At 71.0% G+C, this 19661-nt stretch carries 13 protein-coding genes; 8 read left to right on the top strand and 5 right to left on the bottom strand.

All coding sequences use genetic code 11. The annotated features are described in order from the left end of the window. Positions 1–1641 carry a phosphoenolpyruvate--protein phosphotransferase gene (gene ptsP, locus MZC64_RS00175; protein ID WP_247755045.1) on the bottom strand — a complete coding sequence of 547 codons (1641 nt, stop codon included), beginning with the start codon at positions 1639–1641 and terminating at the stop codon, positions 1–3. A gap of 511 nt (positions 1642–2152) precedes the next feature. On the opposite strand from ptsP, the gene MZC64_RS00170 reads away from it, so the two are divergent. The 8 genes from MZC64_RS00170 to rbsD all read left to right on the top strand — a co-directional run bounded on the left by MZC64_RS00170 (position 2153) and on the right by rbsD (position 14670). Next, the gene (locus MZC64_RS00170; RefSeq protein ID WP_247755044.1) at positions 2153–7339 is read left to right on the top strand and encodes an SdrD B-like domain-containing protein; all 5187 of its coding nucleotides are present in this window, start codon (positions 2153–2155) and stop codon (positions 7337–7339) included. Positions 7340–7810: 471 nt separating this feature from the next. Beyond that, a complete protein-coding gene (locus tag MZC64_RS00165; RefSeq protein WP_247756168.1) occupies positions 7811–8806 on the top strand; it encodes a LacI family DNA-binding transcriptional regulator in 996 nt (331 codons plus the stop codon). Continuing rightward, a complete protein-coding gene (locus MZC64_RS00160; RefSeq protein WP_247755043.1) occupies positions 8803–10422 on the top strand; it encodes a sugar ABC transporter ATP-binding protein in 1620 nt (539 codons plus the stop codon). Before MZC64_RS00165 ends, MZC64_RS00160 begins: the two co-directional genes overlap by 4 nt. Then, the gene (locus MZC64_RS00155; protein ID WP_247755042.1) at positions 10419–11390 is read left to right on the top strand and encodes an ABC transporter permease; all 972 of its coding nucleotides are present in this window, start codon (positions 10419–10421) and stop codon (positions 11388–11390) included. The genes MZC64_RS00160 and MZC64_RS00155 overlap by 4 nt, the downstream gene beginning before the upstream one ends. Before the next feature lie 33 nt (positions 11391–11423). Further along, positions 11424–12371, top strand: a complete 948-nt coding sequence (locus MZC64_RS00150; RefSeq protein ID WP_247755041.1) for a substrate-binding domain-containing protein — start codon at positions 11424–11426, stop codon at positions 12369–12371. Between the two features lie 57 nt (positions 12372–12428). Beyond that, positions 12429–13370, top strand: coding sequence for a substrate-binding domain-containing protein (locus MZC64_RS00145; RefSeq protein WP_247755040.1), 942 nt, complete (start codon positions 12429–12431; stop codon positions 13368–13370). Further along, positions 13367–14284: a ribokinase gene (rbsK, locus tag MZC64_RS00140; protein ID WP_247755039.1), complete on the top strand. Its 918-nt coding sequence runs from the start codon at positions 13367–13369 to the stop codon at positions 14282–14284. The genes MZC64_RS00145 and rbsK overlap by 4 nt, the downstream gene beginning before the upstream one ends. Then, a complete protein-coding gene (rbsD, locus tag MZC64_RS00135; protein ID WP_247755038.1) occupies positions 14281–14670 on the top strand; it encodes a D-ribose pyranase in 390 nt (129 codons plus the stop codon). The genes rbsK and rbsD overlap by 4 nt, the downstream gene beginning before the upstream one ends. Here the strand turns inward: rbsD and MZC64_RS00130 are convergent. From MZC64_RS00130 to MZC64_RS00115, 4 genes are all read right to left on the bottom strand, one after another. Continuing rightward, positions 14667–16508: a DUF2339 domain-containing protein gene (locus MZC64_RS00130; RefSeq protein ID WP_282104609.1), complete on the bottom strand. Its 1842-nt coding sequence runs from the start codon at positions 16506–16508 to the stop codon at positions 14667–14669. The genes rbsD and MZC64_RS00130 overlap by 4 nt on opposite strands. A 206-nt stretch (positions 16509–16714) precedes the next feature. Continuing rightward, positions 16715–17464: a MerR family transcriptional regulator gene (locus tag MZC64_RS00125; RefSeq protein ID WP_247755037.1), complete on the bottom strand. Its 750-nt coding sequence runs from the start codon at positions 17462–17464 to the stop codon at positions 16715–16717. Positions 17465–17498: 34 nt separating this feature from the next. Continuing rightward, positions 17499–18227, bottom strand: coding sequence for a hypothetical protein (locus MZC64_RS00120; RefSeq protein ID WP_247755036.1), 729 nt, complete (start codon positions 18225–18227; stop codon positions 17499–17501). Next, positions 18224–19558, bottom strand: a complete 1335-nt coding sequence (locus MZC64_RS00115) for a right-handed parallel beta-helix repeat-containing protein (protein ID WP_247755035.1) — start codon at positions 19556–19558, stop codon at positions 18224–18226. Before MZC64_RS00115 ends, MZC64_RS00120 begins: the two co-directional genes overlap by 4 nt. Between the last annotated feature and the right edge of the window lie 103 nt (positions 19559–19661).

Raw genomic sequence — 19661 nt, 5'->3', positions numbered from 1 at the left:
TCAGTGCAGGGCGGCGTGTGCGGCGGTCCGGGCGTGCGCCGGGTCCTTGGCGGCCAGCGCGGCTCGGGCAGCCAGCTGGCAGGCGTCCAGGCGGACCCCGGCGAGCCTGGCCCCGACCTGGGTCAGCGCGGCGTTGTTCATGGACAGGCTGGTCAAGCCGAGCCCGGCCAGCACGCAGGCCAGGTCCGGATCCGCGGCCGCCTCGCCGCACACCCCGGCCGGTTTGCCGGTGGCGGTGGCGGCCTCGCCGACCAGGGCGATCAGCCGGAGCAGGGCGGGCTGCCAGGGATCGTTGAGGGTGGCCAGCGCGCCGAGCATGCGGTCGGCGGCGAAGACGTACTGGGCCAGGTCGTTGGTGCCCAGGCTGACGAAGTCGACCGCGTCCAGCACCTCCCGCGCGGCCAGTGCCGCGGCCGGGATCTCGATCATCACCCCGGCCCTGGTCACCCCGGCGGCCTTGGCCCGCTCGGCGAACCAGGCGGCCTCCTCGGCGGTGGCCACCATCGGCGCCATCACCGAGACCTCGGCCCCGGTGTCCGCGGCGGCCGCGACGATGGCTTCGAGCTGCCGGTCCAGCACCCCGGCGGATTCCCTGGCGATGCGCAGGCCGCGCACGCCCAGTGCCGGGTTGGGCTCCTCGACGGTGTTGAGGAAGGGCAGCGGCTTGTCCGCGCCCGCGTCCAGGGTGCGCACGATGACCGGCTTGCCCCGGAACGGAGCGAGCACCGCGGCGTAGGCCTCGCGCTGGGCGGCCACCGCGGGTTCCTCGGTGGCGGAGAGGAAGCAGAACTCGGTGCGGAACAGGCCGACGCCCTCCGCGCCGGTGGCCACCGCGGTCCTGGCGTCCTCGGCCGAGCCGACGTTGGCCAGCACCTTCACCCGGTGCCCGTCGGCGAGCTTGCCGACCCCGTTCCACTCGACCTTGGGCGCGCGGGCCACCGCCTGGGCGGCCACCGTCCCGCCCGGCGCGGTGACCAGGCCGGTGCCGCCGTCCACGACCAGCCCGGCCGGGTCGAGCGCGAGCACGCCGCGGCAGGCCACCACCGCGGGAATGCCCAGCGAGCGGGCCAGGATCGCGGTGTGGCTGGTGGGGCCGCCCTCCTCGGTGACCAGGGCCAGCACCAGCTCCGGGTCCAGGCCGGCGGTGTCGGCCGGGGCCAGGTCGCGGGCCACCAGCACGCTCGGGCCGGTCAGCGCGGGCACGCCGGGCATGGGCACGTCCAGCAGGGTGGCCACGATCCGGTCCCGCACGTCGTGCACGTCCCTGGCCCGTTCGGCCAGGTAGCCACCGGCGGCGGCGAGCATGGTGGCGAAGCCGTTGGCCGCCTCGAACACCGCGCGCGGCGCGGGCAGGCCGCGGTCCCGCACCAGCTTCTCCGCCTCGGCCAGCAGCGCCGGGTCGGCGGCCATCGCGGCGGTGGTCTCCAGCACCACCCTGGACTCACCTTCGACCGCGGCGGCCCGCCGGTTCAGCTCGGCCACCACCGCGTCCGCGGCCGGTTTGATCCGCGCGGCCTCGGCCGCGGTGTCCGCGGGCGCCGGGCTCGCCGACGGCTCCGGCAGCGGCTCGGCCACCCTGACCACCGGCCCAGCGGCCTGACCTGGGCTGACTCCGACACCGACCAGCTGGGTTCCCGACATGGTCTAGACCATACCGAAGAAGTAGGGGTTCCCGACTCCGTGACGCGGATCACCCAAGGTGACCAGCCGGGCACCGGTGATCAACACCATCGCCTGACCCCTTTCCTCGTTCGAGTCGACGACCATCGCTTTCCGCGTTGGCCGCGATCCGCCGGCCGAACCCGGATTTCGCGACCAGATCGTGTCCGGACCCCAACGATAGCCCGTTTCTCCTACTGGCTGTAGTCGGTAAAACCCGAGAACGACGCGAATTCGGGGGACCGGACCGCACTCAGTGCTTCCCCGCGAGCAAAGTTCACCTTGGCTGGTGACCCTCCATCACTCTTCCCGCGCAATACCGTGCGCGCGAGCCGATCTTCGACTCAGCTAATTCCTGTGACCGTATTCCCGGGAGCGTGACGTGAGAAGACCGATAGGGCTGGTTGCAGCAGCCACCCTTGCGGCGACCAGCGCGGCTGTCCTCGTTCACCCGGCACCCGCGGCAGCGGGTCCGGGCGATGGCACCCTGCGCGTGAGCGTCGTTCGTGATCTCAACGGCAATGGCACTTATGAGCCTGCGCTGGAACTGGGAGTAGCCGGAATTCCGGTGACCGTGACCGATCCGAGTGGCGGCTCGGCATCGGGGAACACCGGCGCTGACGGTGCGGTGACCGTGGCACTGGGAAGCGTCACCGGCGGCAAGTACCGCGTTGAGGCGACTATTCCCGCGGACAAGTCCTACCTGAAGCCAGCGCCCGCCGGAACGGGTCTTTCCTCGCTGACCGAATTCGTCGACGTCGCCGCGGGCAAGAACGTCGCCCTGACCATGGGCGTGTGGAACCCGGCCGACTACTGCCAGGCCAACCCGACGCTGGCCACCGCCTGCGAGCGGGACGCGCTGCTGGTCGGGCAGAACCCGGGCGCCCGCTCCCTGGTGAGCTTCCCGTTCACCGCGCGGGCGCAGTCCCCGGCCCCCACCCAGCTGGCCAACCAGGGCCAGACCGGCACGGTCTACGGCATGGCCTACCGCAAGTCGGACAAGCGGTTGTTCTCCGGCGCCTTCGCCAAGCGGCTCGGGCTCTACGGCCCCGGCGGCGCGGGCGCGATCTACGTGACCACGGTGGGCGGCGCGACCAGCCAGTTCGCCACGGTGCCCAACGCGGGCTCGACCGCGCACGCGATGAACACCGACTTCGACGGCAAGTTCTTCGGCGTGCCCGGCAAGGAGAGCCTGGGCGATCTGGAGATCTCCGAGGACGGCAAGGACCTCTACGTCGTCAACATGGCGGACAAGAAGCTCTACGTCTACGACGCCACCGCGGCCACCGCGAGCGCGCCGAAGGGCTCCTACGCCATCCCGGCGACGGCCTGCGCCAGCGCGGCGGACTGGCGGCCCGGCGCACTGGGCGCCAGGGACGGCGTGGTCTACGTCGGCGGGGTCTGCTCCGGCGGGTCCAGCCAGCGGCTGGCCGAGGTCAAGGCCGCGGTGTTCCCGTTCACCGGCGGCGCCTTCGGGGCCGCGGTGGTGAACAAGACGCTGGACTTCCAGCGCGGTGAGGCCTTCATCGACTCCGGCACCACCTGGCACCCGTGGCTGGACACCTGGGACCTGGACCGGATCACCCACCGGCAGGCCCAGTTCGACCGCGACTCGGAGAACGTGGCCTACCCGCAGCCGCTGATGACCGACATCGGCGTGGAAACCGACGGCGACCTGGTGCTCGGCTTCCGGGACCGCTTCGGCGACCAGCTCGGCCAGCAGACCCCGTCCCCGGACGGCAGCGCCCGCGGCACCACCTACAACGCGGTGATCGGCGGTGACTACAACCGGGTCTGCAAGCAGGCCAGTGGCAGCTTCTCCTGGGAGGGCACCGCGGCCAACTGCCCGAACAACAACACCGGTTCGGACAACGGCAACGAGCCGGCCTCGGTGGTCGAGTACTACCCCGGCGAGTTCTTCCGCAGGCACGCCGAGACCGCGATGGGCGCGGTGGCGATCGTGCCCGGCGCGAGCCGGATGCCCGCGACCGTGATGGACCCGCTGGACTTCCGCTCCGGCGGCATCGGCTGGTTCGACCGGGCCAACGGCACCATGCAGAACGACGAGCACTCCAACGCCTACGAGGTCCTGGACGAGACCAGCGAGGGCTGGGGCAAGGCCAACGGCCTCGGCGACCTGGAGGCGCTCTGCGACCAGGCCCCGGTGCAGATCGGCAACCGGGTCTGGTTCGACGCCGACTCCGACGGCGTGCAGGACGGCGGTGAGCCCGCGCTGCCCGGGGTCAAGGTGACCCTGCAGGCCTGCGGCAGCAGCACGGTGCTCGGCACCAAGACCACCGATGCCAAGGGCCAGTACTACTTCGGCGCGGCCGAGGGGGTGCAGCCGGAGAGCTGCTACACGGTGAAGTTCGACTACTCCGCCGCGGACACCTCGGGCCTGCCGGGGGCACCACCACCGGCCACCTTGAACTGGACCGGCAAGGAGGCCGGGCCCAGCCGGACCGTGGACTCCAACGTCGACCCGGCCACCAGCGCAGCCACCGTCACCGTCGGCCCAGCCGGCGCGGACGACCACAGCGTCGACGCAGGCGTCACGGCCGCCCCGCCGAACAAGCTGGGTGACCTGGTCTGGGTGGACACCAACCGCAACGGCGTGCAGGACACCGGTGAACCGCCGGTGCCCGGGGTCAAGGTGACTGCGAAGAAGCCGGACGGCAGCGCGGCGGGCACCACGACCACCGACGCCACCGGCAAGTACCTGATCACCCCGTTGCCGGACGGCGCCTACACGGTCTGCTTCGACCTTTCCGGCCTCGCGCCCGAGTACCAGGGCTACCTGCTCACCAGGCCGAACGCCGGCGGGGCGGACGCCAAGGACTCCGACCCGGATCCGGCCACCGGCTGCACCGCGAGCACCACGCTCGGCCCGGACAAGCGGGAGGACCTGACCCTGGACGCGGGCATCCGGCCGGGCAACCGGCTCGGCGACTACGTCTGGATCGACGCGAACAAGGATGGCGTCCAGGACGCGCCGGAGAGCCCGGTCGCGGGCGTGCCGGTGATCCTCAAGGACGGTTCCGGCGCGGTGCTCGGCAACACCACGACCAACGCGAGCGGGCAGTACCTGTTCGACAAGCTGAAGGACGGCGCCTATCAGGTCTGCTTCGACCTGACCAAGCTGCCGGCCGGCGTCGGTGACTACGTGCCGACCAAGGCCAACACCGGAACGGATGACGCGAAGGACTCCGACGCCGATCCGGCCACCGGCTGCACCGCGACGACCACGCTGAACATCGACAAGCCGGAAGACCTGACGCTGGACGCGGGTCTGGTGCCGCCGGTGAACCAGCTGGGCGACTACGTGTGGATCGACACCAACAAGAACGGCCTCCAGGACGCGCCGGAAACGGGTGTCGAGGGGGTCAAGGTCACGCTGCTCAAGGGCGATGGCGCCGAGGTCGGCAGCACCAGCACGGACGCGAACGGCAAGTACCTGTTCACCGAGCTGCCCGACGGCTCCTACCAGGTGTGCTTCAGCCTGAAGAGCCTGCCGCAGGCGGTGGCGGACTACCTGCCGACCACGCCGAACGCCGGTGCGGACACCGCCGACTCCGACGCCGACCCGGCCACCGGCTGCACCGAGGTGGTCGAACTGGGTGCGGGCAAGCGGCAGAACCTCACCCTGGACGCCGGTCTGGTCAACCCGCCGAACAAGCTGGGTGACTACGTCTGGGTGGACAGCAACAAGAACGGTCTCCAGGACACCGGTGAAACGCCGGTGCCCGGGGTGACCGTGGTGGTCAAAGACGGCGCAGGCGCGACGGTGGGCAGCACCATCACCGACGAGCAGGGCAAGTACCTCTTCGACAAGCTGCCCGACGGCAAGTTCTCGGTCTGCTTCGACCTCAAGAGCCTGCCCGGCGACTTCGCCGACTACCAGGTCACCAAGCGCTACGCCGGTGACGACGGCCAGGACTCCGACGCCGATCCGGCCTCCGGGTGCACCGAAGCGGTGGACCTCGGACCGGGCAAGCGGGAGAACCTGACCCTGGACGCCGGGCTGATCCGCCCGGTGAACCGGCTCGGCGACTACGTCTGGGTCGACGCCAACAAGAACGGCGTCCAGGACACGGGCGAGACCCCCGTGCCCGGGGTGACCGCGGTGCTGCGGCCGGTCAGCGGGGCTGAGCAGACCACCACGACCGACGCGCAGGGCAAGTACCTGTTCGACGATCTGCCCGATGGCGGCTACCTGGTGTGCTTCGACGTCAAGAAGCTCCCGGCCAACGTCGGCGACTACACGCTGACCACGGCGAACTCCGGTGACGACGGCAAGGACTCCGACGCGGACCCGGGCACCGGGTGCACGCCGGTGGTCGGGCTGGGCACCGGCAAGCGGGAGAACCTGACGCTGGACGCGGGCCTGGTGGCCCCGGTGAACCGCCTCGGCGACTACGTCTGGGTGGACACCAACCGCAACGGCGTCCAGGACCAGGGCGAACCCCCGGTGCCGGGCATCACGGTGAAGGTCAGCAACCGCAACGGCGAAACCGTCACCACGAAAACGAACGAGCAGGGCAAGTACCTCGTCGAGGGACTGCCCAACGGCCTCTACCAGGTGTGCTTCGACCTGAAGACCCTGCCGGCGGCCAACGCGGGTTACCTGCCCACCAAGCAGGACGCTGGCGCGGAGGACGCCAAGGACTCCGACGCCAACGCCGACGGCTGCACCAACCCGGTGGAGCTGAGCGTGGGCAAGCGCGAGGTGCTCACCGTCGACGCGGGTCTCCGGGAGCCGAACCGGCTCGGCGACTACGTCTGGGTCGACGCCAACCGCAACGGGATCCAGGAGGCCGGGGAGAAGCCGGTGGCCGGGGTGACCGCGGTGCTCAAGGACGCCGGCGGCAAGCAGCTGGCAACCACGAAGACCGACGACAAGGGCAAGTACCTCTTCGGCAAGCTGCCGGATGGCACCTACCAGGTGTGCTTCGACGGCAAGTCGCTTCCCGCGCCCTACGGTGACTTCCAGGTCACCGTGCAGAACGCGGGTGCGGCCGACGCCGACTCCGATGCCGACCCGGCGACGTGGTGCACCAAGACCACGACGCTCGGCGTGGACAAGCCGGAGGACCTGACCCTGGACGCGGGTATCGCGGCGCCGGTGAACCGGCTCGGCGACTACGTGTGGGTGGACAAGAACGGCAACGGCCTGCAGGACCCGGATGAGCCAGGGGTGCCCGGCGTGCCGGTGCAGGTGGTCGACAAGGACGGCAAGACCGTCAAGGAGACCAGCACCGGCAAGGACGGCAAGTACCTGGTGGAGGGCCTGCTGGACGGCAACTACACGGTCTGCTTCGGGCTGAAGAGCCTGCCGTCCGCACTGGCCGGCTACCTGCCGACCAAGGCGGCGGCCGGGGATCCGGCGAAGGACTCCGACGCCGATCCGGCCACCGGCTGTGCCAAGCCGGTCGCCCTCGGACCGGGCCAGCGGGAGAACCTCACCATCGACGCGGGCCTGCTCGCGCCGAAGCCCGCACCCGGTCCCGGCCCTGGCCCTGGCCCCGATCCGTGGCCCGCTCCGGTGGCTGACCAGGGCAAGCTGGCCGACACCGGCGCCGACGTCGGGTGGCTGGTCGCACTGGGCCTGCTGGCCCTGGGCGGCGGCGCCGGGCTGATGCTGCTGGCCAACCGGCGACGCCGGCGTTCCGACAGCGCCTGACCTGGGCTAGCTGAAACAAGCCGAAGGGCCGCCATCTCCCCAGATGGCGGCCCTTCTGTTGTCAGTCGTCCCCCGGCAGGCCCCCTCGACCCGCCCCTGACACTGACTTGTTCTCTCCCGTCCACCCCCTCGTGCTGTCCGCGACGGCGGAGCAGACACCCTGTGCACGGAAAAGACCTGGATGCGCCTCCGCCAACCACACCGCGGGAGTGGCGGGGGAGGCGCACTTCCGGCTCCCACGACACACACTCTGCCCGGTACGGACCCGCCGAGACATCCGTGCGAATACCTACATCTCGCACGGGTTAACCCTTCGTGATCTGTTGGCTACTGAAGCGATACAGAACTTTCGGCGGCTTGTGTAATCGAATAACCTTGGCCTGTAATCGAATACACAACGGAACGTAGTAAGTCAGATACACGACGGGGGACTTCCCCACCCACGTCTGGAGGATCGGGTCGTTGGCGACCATGAAGGACGTCGCACTACGTGCTGGCGTCTCCACCGCCACGGTGTCCCGGGTACTGAACGGCCATGCCGCGCCCACTGACGCCACTCGCGAACGCGTGCTCACCGCGGTCGCCGAACTGGGGTACCGGCCCAACGTGCTGGCCCGGTCCCTGCGCATGCACAGCACCCAGACCCTGGGGCTGGTGATCAGCGATCTGCTGAACCCCTTCTTCGGCGAGATTGCCAGGGCGGTCGAGGACGAGGCCCGCAAGCACGGCTACTGCGTGGTCTTCGGCAACGCCGACGAGAGCGATGAGCAGCAGCGCCGCTACGTGCGCACGCTGCTGGACCGCCGGGTCGACGGCCTGCTGGTCTGCCCGGCCAGCGACGATCCGGAGTGGCTGGCCGAGGTCACCGACAGCGGCGTGCCGCTGGTGCTGCTGGACCGCGCGGTGCCGGCCAGCGACGCCCCGGTGATCCGGGCCGACGGCGTGGCCGCGCTGCGTGAACTGGCCAAGCACCTGCTGAGCCTGGGGCACCGGCGGATCGGCGTGATCGCCGGGCCGGAGAACACCAGCACCGGCCGGGAGCGGCTGGCCGCGTTCACCTCGGCACTGGCCGAACTGGGTCTGGCCGCGCAGGCCACCCAGATCGCGCACGGCGACTTCCGCCGGGCCAGCGGCGCCCGCGCGGCCGGTGAGCTGCTGGACCTGCCGGACGCACCCAGCGTGCTGGTGGCGATGGACAACCTGATGGGCCTCGGCGCGCTCGAAGAGCTGCGCAGGCGGCGGCTGCGGCTGCCCCACGACGTCGGCCTGGCCGTCTACGACGACCTGGCCTGGTTTCCGCTGTTCGAGCCGCCGATCACGGTGGTCGCCCAGCCCACCGAGGAGATGGGCAGCGCGGCAGTGCGCGAACTGCTCGGGCTCATCTCGGGCGAGCGCGCGAAGAACGTGAGTCTGTCGGCCAAGTTGATCGCCCGCGGTTCGTGTGGCGAACACGGAGGAATTGCATGAGCGTCCTGCTCCGCGTCGAAGGTGTCACCAAGCGGTTCACCGGCGCGCTCGCGCTGGCCGATGTGGATCTCGAGGTGCGCGCGGGCGAGGTGCACGTCCTGCTCGGGGAGAACGGGGCGGGCAAGAGCACGCTGGTCAAGGTGCTCGCCGGGGTGCACAAGCCGGATGCCGGGAAGGTGTTCCTGGCCGGTGAGCAGGTGAAGATCACCTCGCCGCTGCACGCCCGCTCACTCGGCCTGGCCGTGATCTACCAGGAGCTGACCCTGGTCGGGCAGCTCTCGGTGGCGGAGAACCTGTTCCTGGGCCGCCAGCCCCGCCGCTTCGGCGTCATCGACCACCGGCGGATGCGCCGGGACGCGGTGCCGCTGCTGGAGCGGGTCGGGCTCAAGGTCGATCCGGCCACCCCGCTGAGCAAGCTGGGCATCGCCCAGCAGCAGATGGTGGAGATCGCCCGCGCGCTGGATCAGGACGCCCGGATCCTGGTGCTGGACGAGCCCACCGCGGTGCTCACCGAGAGCGAGACCGACCGGCTGCTGGAGATCATGGACCAGCTCCGGCGGCAGGGTGTGGGCCTGGTGTTCATCACCCACCACCTGGAGGAGATCCGCCGGATCGCGGACCGGATCACCGTGCTGCGGGACGGGCGCAGCGTGGGCGTGCTGCCCGCCGGGTCCACCGAGGACGAGATGGTCCAGCTGATGGTCGGGCGGACCATCGAGGAGCAGTACCCACGCCGGGCCGAAGAGGGCGGCGCGGTCGCGCTCAAGGTGCACAAGCTGTGCCGCAAGGGCGCGTTCGCCGATGTCTCCTTCGAGGTCAAGGCCGGTGAGGTGCTCGGCATCGCGGGTCTGGTCGGCTCCGGCCGGACCGAGGTGGCCCGCGCGGTCTTCGGCGTGGACGGCTACGACTCGGGCCGGGTCGAGGTGGCCGGGCGGCAGTTGCCCGCGGGCAACGTGCAGGCGACCATGCGGGCCGGACTGGGCCTGGTGCCGGAGGACCGCAAGGGCCAGGGCCTGGTGCTGACCTCCAGCGTCGGGGAGAACCTGGGTCTGGTGACCCTGCGCGGAACCAGCCACCTCGGCCTGATCGACCGGCGCGGGCAGGCGCGCAAGGCCGAGGAGATCTCCGGCAAGCTGCGGGTGCGTTGTTCAGGGCTGGGCCAGACCGTGAAGGAACTCTCCGGCGGCAACCAGCAGAAGATCGCCATCGGCAAGTGGCTGCTGGCCGACCCGCAGGTGCTCGTGCTCGACGAGCCGACCCGCGGCGTGGACGTGGGCGCCAAGGTCGAGATCTACGAGCTGATCAACCAGATGACCGCCAACGGGCGCGCGGTGGTGCTGATCTCCAGCGACCTGCCCGAGGTGATCGGGATGAGCGACCGGGTGCTGGTGATGGCCGGTGGCCGGGTGGCGGGCGAACTCAGCGCGGCCGAGGCCACCCAGGACTCGGTGATGGCGCTGGCCGTCTCCGACCCGGCGGCCCGGCGGCGGGTGCCCAGCTTCAGCGCGGCCTGGAACGAGGCCGAGCAGGCTGAGCAGCTCGAAGCGCAGAACCGGCAGGACCAGGACGAAACCGGCGGGATCACCGTCGACAGCACACGGGAGCAGCGGGCATGACCACCACCACCGGAACCACCCAGCGGCGGAAGGGTCCCGACCTCGGGCGGCTGCTGTCGGACAACGGCGCGCTCGGTGGCCTGCTGCTGCTCGTGGTCACCCTGAGCCTGCTCACCCCGACCTTCCTGACCGCGCAGAACCTGCTCAACGTGGGCGTGCAGGCCGCGGTGGTCGCGGTGCTCGCCTTCGGCCAGACCTTCGTGATCGTCTCCGCCGGCGTCGACCTCTCGGTCGGCAGCGTGGCGGCCTTGTCCGGCATCGTGGCCGCCTACACAGCGGCCGAGACCGGTCTGCCCGGCTGGCTGGCGCTGATCGCCGGCCTGGGCGTGGGCGCGCTGGCCGGTCTGATCAACGGCGTGCTGGTCAGCTACGGCAGACTGCCCGCCTTCATCGCCACCCTGGCCATGCTCAGCGTGGCCCGCGGCCTGACCCTGGTGGTCTCCCAGGGCGCGCCCAAGGTCACTCCGGACGAGGTGACCTTCCTCGGCTCCACCATCGGCGACTTCCTGCCCGTGCCGCTGCTGGTGATGCTCGGTGTGCTGGCGCTCACAAGTTTCATCCTCAACCGGACCTACCCGGGCCGCACGATGTACGCGATCGGCGGCAACGAGGAGGCGGCGATGCTCTCCGGCATCGACGTCCGCAAGAACAAGTTGATCATCTACGCGCTGTCCGGGCTGTTCGCGGGCATCGCGGGCATTCTGCTGGCCGGTCGGCTCGGCTCGGCCGGGCCACAGGCCGCTGTGGGGTACGAGCTGGACGCGATCGCCGCCGTGGTCATCGGTGGCGCCTCCCTTTCGGGCGGAGTCGGGCGGGCCAGCGGCGCTTTCGTCGGAGCACTGGTCCTCGCCGTATTGCGCAACGGGCTCAACCTGGTCCAGGTTTCTCCTTTCTGGCAACAGGTCGTGATCGGCGTGGTGATCGCCGTGGCCGTCCTGGTTGACACTCTTCGCCGCCGCAGTCGCTGACCGATGAGGACCAGCAGAAAGGGACACTCCGCAATGAGGCACTCCAGGCGGGCCATCCTCGCCGCCGCGACCGCCGCCGCACTCGTGTTCGTCGCCGCCTGCGATCCGAGCACTGACGCGAACACCCCAGCCCCAGGTGGGGAGATCGTGATCGGTTTCGCGTCCTCCACCCTGACCAACCCCTTCTTCCTCCAGCTCAAGGAGGGCGTCCAGCAGGGCGAGAAGGAGCAGGGCGTCAAGGTCATCTACATGGACGCCAACAACGACGCGACCACCCAGCTCACCCAGGTGCAGAGCCTGGTCAGCCAGCGGGTCAAGGCGATCCTGCTCAACCCGGTGGACACCGAGCAGTCCAAGCCCGCGGCCATCGCGGCGGAGAACGCGCGCATCCCGCTGGTCGCGGTGGACCGCGCGGTCACCGGTGGCCGGGTGATCTCGGAGGTCTCCTCGGACAACGTGCAGGGCGGGGTCGAGGCGGCCGCCGCGCTGGCCAAGGCCACCGGTCCCGGCGAGGTGCTGCACCTGCAGGGCCTGCTGGGCACCTCGGCCAGCCGGGACCGCGGGGAGGGCTTCCAGCAGGGTCTGGCACTGCGCTCCAGTGTCCGCATCGCGCTGTCCAAGACCGCCGAGTTCGACCGGGCCAAGGGCATGTCGGTGACCACCGACATGGTCACTGCCAAGTCCGGGGTGAAGGGCCTCTTCGCCGAGAACGACGACATGGCCCTTGGCGCGGTGCAGGCACTGGGCGAGCGCGCGGGCAAGGACTTCCAGATCGTCGGCTTCGACGGCACGCCCGAGGCGCTGGCCGCGGTGGACAGCGGCAAGATGGCCGCCACTGTGGCGCAGCAGCCGAGGGAACTGGGTCGTCAGGCGGTTGAGCAGGCGGTTCGCTACCTCAAGGGTCAGACCGTCCGGAACCTCATCGAGATCCCGGTCCGGGTCGTCACCAAGGCGAACGTCCGAGAGTTCCTGAACAACTGAGCACCACCCTTTAGCTCCACCGGCCCCCACCCGGTAGGCAAGGAAAGGTAACCCCGAATGAAGATGCTCAACCGCGCCGTGTTCGCCACCCTGGCGGCATCGACCCTGGCGTTCACCGCGGCATGCGGCGGCGGCGCAGGCACCGGCAACTCCGGTTCCGGTGAGACCGTGATCGGCGTGACCCTGTCGACGCTGTCCAACACCTTCTTCACCACCCTGCGGGACGCGGCCCAGAAGGCCGCGGACGGCGCCAAGGTGAAGCTGGTCGTCCAGGACGCGCAGAACGACGCTGCCACCCAGCTCTCCCAGGTGCAGAACTTCGTCAGCCAGGGCGTCAAGGCGATCATCATCAACCCGGTCGACTCCGACCAGGCGACCCCGGCCGCCAAGCTCGCGGAGAACGCCAAGATCCCGGTCATCGCGGTGGACCGGACGATCAACAACGCCACCGTGGCCGCTTCGATCGCCTCGGACAACGTCCAGGGCGGCCAGCTCGCCGCGGACACCCTGGCCAAGCTGGTCGGCACCGGCGACGTGCTGCACCTGCAGGGCGTGCTGGGCACCTCGGCCAGCCGCGACCGCGGCCAGGGCTTCACCACCAACATCAAGAACGCCGCCGGGATCAAGGTCGCCGCGACCCAGACCGCGGAGTTCGAGAAGGCCAAGGGCATGTCGGTGACCACCGACCTGCTGCAGGCGCAGGCAGGCGCCAAGGGCGTCTTCGCCGAGAACGACGACATGGCCCTGGGCGCGGTGCAGGCACTGGGTGACCGCGCGGGCAAGGACGTCAAGGTCGTCGGCTTCGACGGCACCGCGGACGCGATCACGGCCATCGAGGCAGGCAAGCTCTCCGCGAGCGTGGCGCAGCAGCCCGCCGAGCTGGGCAAGCTCGCCATCGAGCAGGCGGTGAAGGCGGCCAAGGGCGAGAAGACCGAGGCCAAGATCTCCGTCCCGGTCAAGGTCATCACCAAGGACAACCTGGCCGAGTTCAAGAAGTGATCACATCGCTGACCGCGCTCACCGACATCGTGGTGGTCGGGTCCGCCAACGCGGACCTGGTGACCACGGTGGCCAGGCGCCCCGCCGCCGGTGAAACCGTGCTGGGCTCTGACCTGCGGGTCTCGCCCGGCGGCAAGGGCGCGAACCAGGCGGTCGCGGCCGCCCGGCTCGGCGCCGGGGTGGCCTTCCTGGGCGCGGTCGGCGATGACGAGCACGGCCAGCTGTTGCTGGAGTCGATGCGGTCGGCGGGGGTGCGCACCGAACACGTGCGCACGCCCGACCGGCCCACCGGCATCGCACACATCACGGTCACCCCGGACGGGGAGAACTCGATCGTGGTCTCACCCGGCGCCAACGGCACGCTCACCACCGCGGACATCGACCGCGCCGCCTCGGTGATCGCCATCTCCACCGTGGTGCTGGTGTCCCTGGAAGTGCCCATGCCCGCCGCGTTGCGCGCCATCGAACTGGCCCGCGCCGCCGGGGTGCGCACGGTGCTCAACCTGTCCCCGCCCGGCCCGCTCACCGCGGACGCGCTGGCCGCGCTGGACCCCCTGATCGTCAACGAGCACGAGGCAGGCTGGCTGCTCGGCGCGGAGACCACCAGCGCGGACGGTCCGGCGCTGGCCGAGGCGCTGCTCGCGCTCGGGCCGCGCTCGGTGGTGGTGACCCTCGGCGGCCGCGGCGCGGTGGTGGCCACCCCGGACTGCGTGTCCACGGTGGCCGCGCCCCGGGTCAGTCCGGTGGACACCACCGGGGCGGGCGATGCCTTCGCCGGCGCGCTGGCCGCCCGGCTCTCCGCCGGCGATGAGCTGCTGGCCGCGGCCACCTTCGCGGTGCACGCGGCGGCGATCTCGGTGACCCGCCCCGGCGCGCAGCCCTCCTACCCGACCCGCAGCGAGGTGCGCGCGTGAAACGCGGCGGCATCCTGCACGCCGAGCTGAGTGCCGCGCTGGCCCGGCTCGGTCACACCGACGAACTGGTGATCGCCGACTGCGGCCTGCCCATCCCGGACGGCCCCAAGCTGATCGACCTGGCCTTCTCCTTCGGCGTGCCGACCTTCCTGGACGTGCTGGACGGGTTGCTGCGCGAGCTGGTCGTGGAAAGCGCGCTGGTGGCCAGCGAGATGAGCGCGGCCAACCCGAGCTGCGCGGTGGCCATGGCCGAGCGGCTGCCCGAGCTGGAACGGGTGGACCACGAGGAGTTCAAGCGCCGGGTCTCCGGCGCGAAGCTGGTCGTGCGGACCGGCGAGGCCAGCCCGTACGCCAACATCCTGCTCCGCTGCGGCGTGCCGTTCTAGCTCGCGACCTCGCCCTCTTCCTTCACCGCGGCCACCAGCCGGGCGTACCGGGTGCCGACCACCAGCAGCACCAGTCCGGCGCCGAGCACCGCGGCCACCCTGGCCAGTCCGTCCAGCGCGGCCAGGTCGAACAGGAACAGCTTGGCCAGCGCGATGCCGAGCAGCACCATCCCGGTGACCCGCAGGTGCGCCGAGCGGATGCCGCGCAGCAGCAGCACCAGCGCGGCCACGGTCCAGCTGAGCGTGACCAGCACGTGCCCGGTGAGGAAGCCGTCCCGGTCGGGCAGCGCGAGCAGCGCCGTGCCGAGCACCGCGGTAGCCGTGCCGTAGAGCGCAATCACCGCCGCGATCAGCCACAACGCCCGCTGGTCGGCGCTTTCCGCCGGACCGCGCAGCAGCCCGGTCCGGTAGGCGGCCACCGGCACCGCCACCGCCACCGCGGCCAGCAGCAACCCGGCCACCGGCGTGCTCACCTCGACCAGCGCGACGGGTTCGCGGATGAGCAGCTTGACCGGGATAGTGCCGATCAGCGCGGCGAACAACCCGGTCCACGCGTAGCCGAGGGCGCCGAAGAGCGGCAGCCTGCTGCGCTGCCACCAGGCCAGTCCGGCCAGCACCAGCGCGCAGCCGAGCAAGGTGAGCGAGCGGGAGTTGCCCTCGGCGTAGGTCATGATCGCTTGGAATATGCCGATCAGCCCGAGTGCGGCCGAGGTGATGGCGAACCGCCTGGTCAGCCACTTGCCGGCAGCGGCGAAGGCGAAGGCCACCAGGGCGAAGCCGAGCGCGACCCTGGTCGCGCCGACCTGGTTGAGGATGCCGGCGGACAGCAGCGGCGGCACCGCGGCCGAGGCCAGCACCACCAGTGGCACCGGGTCGGCGGGGCGCTGCCGGGCGGCGGCCGCGGCCAGCAGCATGGCCAGCACCGCGGCGCCGAAGCCGACCGCGATGGTGGCGTACTGCTCCGCCTCGGTGAGGATGGCCCGCAGGCTGGCGGCCACCGAGCCGAGCAGCGCGGGCAGCGTGGCCGCGGCGATCAGTCCGGACCACTGCCGGATCAGCTGCACCGGGGCGGCTGCGAGCGCGAGCACCATCAGGAACCCGACCAGCAGCGGAGTGAAGGCCATGGTCAGCATCGGCGCGCTGAGCGCGGCGCCCAGCACCACGCCGACGGCCAGCGGCTGGGCGTCCCAGCGCACCGCCAGCCACAGCCCGGCCGCGGTGACCACGAGTCCGGCGACCAGTCCGCCCTGCGCGGGCAGGAAGTCGTGCAGTGAGGTGGCCGCGACGATGTCCAGGTAGAGCGCGGCGAAGCCGGTGGCCGCCAGCGCGTACCCGGTGGTCCGCCCGCCGGGCCGGGTGTAGGCCCGCAGCGCGAGCCCGACCAGCGCCAGCCCGAGCAGCGCACCGCCGACCACCCTGGGCACCGGGCCGAAATAACCCCGCTGCGCGGCCAGGACCAGGAACAACACCAGGCCGAGCAGGGTGACGCCGCCACCGACCCAGGTGACGATCCGGCTGTTGCGGCGTTGCCGCGCGGCCGGGTCCATCGGCGGGGGTGGTGGCGGGGGCTGCCAGGGCGGGATCGCGCCCGGCGGCAGGCCCATCGGCACCGGCGGCGGCCCCATCGGGACCGGCATCGGGGCCTGGATCGTCGGGGGCAGCCCGGCCGGAGCCGGGAACTGCCTGGTCGGAGCCGGTGGCGGCGGGGCGGCCGGCACGGGCGGCGCCTGTCCCGTGCTTGCCTGCACCGCGGAGCGCAGCTCCGTTTCCAGCGCCTGCAGCCGCAGGCCCATCTCACGGAGTTCCTGCGCCACACGCAACACCGGTTGAGCGGTCATGTGCGACAGGGTGCGGCCTGTGCACACGTTGGTAAATCCGCAGGACTACTCAGTCCGCGTTACAAACTGGCCGCGACCAAGCTGTGGATAACTAGAACATGCAGCTCAGAGCGGCAATTTTCACCCACGAGGAGCAACCTGCCAGCAGGTTTCTCCACAACTGATCCCCAGTTGTCCACAGCTTGTCCGGGGACCGGTGCACAACTTCAGCCCCTGGCCGCGCGCACCGCGGTCAGGAACGCGTTCACCTCGGCGGAGGGACCGCACTGCTGCTCGCGCATCTGCTCGCCCTGCTCGGCCCACATCTTCTCCACCGCGGCCTTGATGCCCTCATCCCCGCCGTGGAAGGCGAAGATCAGCTCGTCCATCCGCTCGACCACGCGCACCGCACGCTCGTCGGTCGGCTCGGCGCCCTCGGCCACCAGGGCGTCGATCTCGGCGAACAGCCGTGGCCATTCGTTCTCGACCTCCTTGATGGTCTCCTCGCCGATCTCCTCCCGGCGGCGGGCCAGCTGGTCGAGCTGCTCCTCGGTGTAGTAGTTCTCGATCATCGTCATCGACTCCAGCACTTGTAGGAACTCCGCGGCGTCCGGGGAGACCGATCCGTCCAGCCGTTCCAGCAGCGAGCGCACCTGCTCACGCAGCCGCTGGGCGGCGCGAACCTGGTTGTCGAGCTGGCCGAGCTGGGTGTGCAGCACCTCGCGCAGCACCTCCGGATCGGCGGCGGCCCCCTGCAGTGCGGCGCCCACGTCCTCCAGCGAGAGGCCGAAGGAACGCAGCGCGCGCACCCGGTACAGCCGCTGGAGATCAGCGGCGGTGTACCGGCGGTGGCCAGCCGAGGTCCGTTCGCTCGGCTGCACCAGCCCGATCTGGTCGTAGTGGTGCAGCGTGCGGACGGTCAGTCCGGTGGCCCGCGCCAGTTCCCCGACGCTCCACCGCTTGGTTTCCCCGTTCACGTCGATGACGGTAGGAGCTGACGTCGCGTCAGGTTCAAGCCCGAATCGCCGGAATCGGTGTGATCGGCGCCGCATTGGGCCTGAAGTCGATCAGCGCGGGCTGCTCGCTGGTCCCGATCCTGGCCTCCAGCCGGTGCAGCCGTCCGTCCCCGCCCACCCAGTAGCGCAGCCGCCCGGTGGCTTCCTTGCCCGGCTGCTGCGGCCCTTCGAACACGTCCACCGCGGTGTCGCCGACCTTGTCCGCACGCAGCCAGCGGGCACTGCTCTGCTGCAGCAGCTGGGCGTTGTCCGGCCGGTCCGCGGCCAGGTTGACCAGCAGGTTCAGCGTGGTGTCCAGGTCATTGCCGGCCCGCTGGACCGGCCGGACCTGCCAGCCGTTGCCGGGCACCGGATCGGCCGCGACCTGGCCGGTGCCCGCGCGGAAGGCCAGCACCTCCGGATTCCACTGGAGCAGTCCGGCCGAGGCGGCGTCGGAGCGGCCCTCAGTGCGCATCGCGGCGTAACCGATGTGCTCGACGAAGTCGACCCGCCCGTCCAGCACCAGCACGCCGGCCGCACTGGGCACCGCCGCGCGCACCGAGGAGGTCCGCGACTCGTAGTTGATGAAGCGCACCAGGGCCAGCCGTTCGGCCTCGGCGCTGCTGAGCGAGCGCGGCATGGCCTCGCCGGGACGGGCACAGCTCATCAGCACACCCAGCAGCGGGACCAGGAGCAGCGCGAAGACGATGATGGCGGCGATGAGCCGGACCCGGCGGGGTTTCACAGTCGAACTCCAGAGCAGTCGGCGAGGAAGGCGGTCTCGGGCACCGAGATCCGATCGAGGTCGACCGGCGGCAGTTCGGCACCGGCTGGCACACCCGGTGCGGTGGCGGCCGAGGGCAGGTCGGGCAGGTGCGGTGGCTGGACCACCGCGCGGAAGGAGATGCCCCTCGGCGCGGGCAGCCGGGGCGCGGGCACTCCTGGCCGGGCGGTCTCCGGCTGCGGACAGGCCAGCACGGTGTCCAGTCTGGCGGGCAGGGTGGCGCCGATCCGGTTGTCCCGCAGGCAGTTCCCCGCGCCGGGCGCGCGGGTGGAGGCCGCGTAGACCAGGTCGATCCCGTTGGCGGACAACACGTTGCCCTCGATCCGGTTGCCGTTGGGCGGCAGGTCCTCACTGGAGGCCAGCACCAGCCCGGCGGCCGGGTTGCCGACGATCCGGTTGCGGGACACCAGGTTCCGGCTGCCGCCGGCGATGCCGATGCCCAGCCCGAAGCCACCGTCGGCCTGCGCGGGCGAGGCTGGTTCGGCGTTGTTGCCGATCAGGTTGCCCATGATCACCGCGTTCTCCTGCGGCACCAGGGCTTCCTGGTAGTCGGAGTTGCTGGTCAGCCCGACCCGGTTGGCCACGAACCGGTTGCGCAGCACGTACATCCTGGTGGAGGCGTTGGCGCCCTCGTAGCCCACCGCGTTGCGCTCGGCCACGTTGTCCCGCACCACGATGTGGCAGGGCTTGCACTGGCCGACGTAGATGCCGGAGTCCGCGCTGCCCGAGGCGTAGTTGTTCTCGATGATCCCGTGCTGGGCGTCGAAGGCGTAGATGCCGTAGAGCGCGTTGTTGCCCGCGGTGACGTAGGAGACCCGGAAACCCTTGAGCGGTGGGAAGACCGAGGTGTCCAGCCGCCGGTACCCGGTGCTGCCCCTGGCCACCCCGCCCGCGGTGTCGGACATGCCGGTGACCAGCACCCCGTTGAGGGTGTGGTTGCGCACGGTCAGGTTCTCCACCGCGACACCCGGCGCGGTGACCACGATCCCGTTGGCCCGCCGCACCTCGCCGTCGATGATCACCGCATTGCGCTCGGCCCCGCGCAGCACCAGGTTGGCCCGCTTGATCTGGACCGTCTCCCGGTAGGTGCCGGGGGAGACCAGGACCAGATCGCCTTCGCGCGCGGCATCCACCGCGGCCTGGATCGTGGGCGCGTCACGGGGCACCCGGACAGTGGTCGGGCCGTCGGTGGCGGGGCGGACCGGGCTTTGACCGGCAGTGCCGGAAGCACATCCGGAGCCGAGCACGATAACCGCGAGCAGACCGGCGGCACGCAGGAAAACGGCTCGCACAGCGCCGGAATCCTAGGGCCAGCACACCCCCGGAACCCCCCTCCCACCGCAAGCCTCACTCGAAGGGGGACCCCGGTCGGGCGACTTTCCCGCCCAGTAGCCC

The sequence above is a fragment of the Crossiella sp. S99.2 genome (genome assembly GCF_023094165.1).
GTDB lineage: Bacteria > Actinomycetota > Actinomycetes > Mycobacteriales > Pseudonocardiaceae > Crossiella.
Note: the sequence above shows the minus strand (reverse complement) of the source record. Positions and strands in the feature narration are given on the sequence as shown.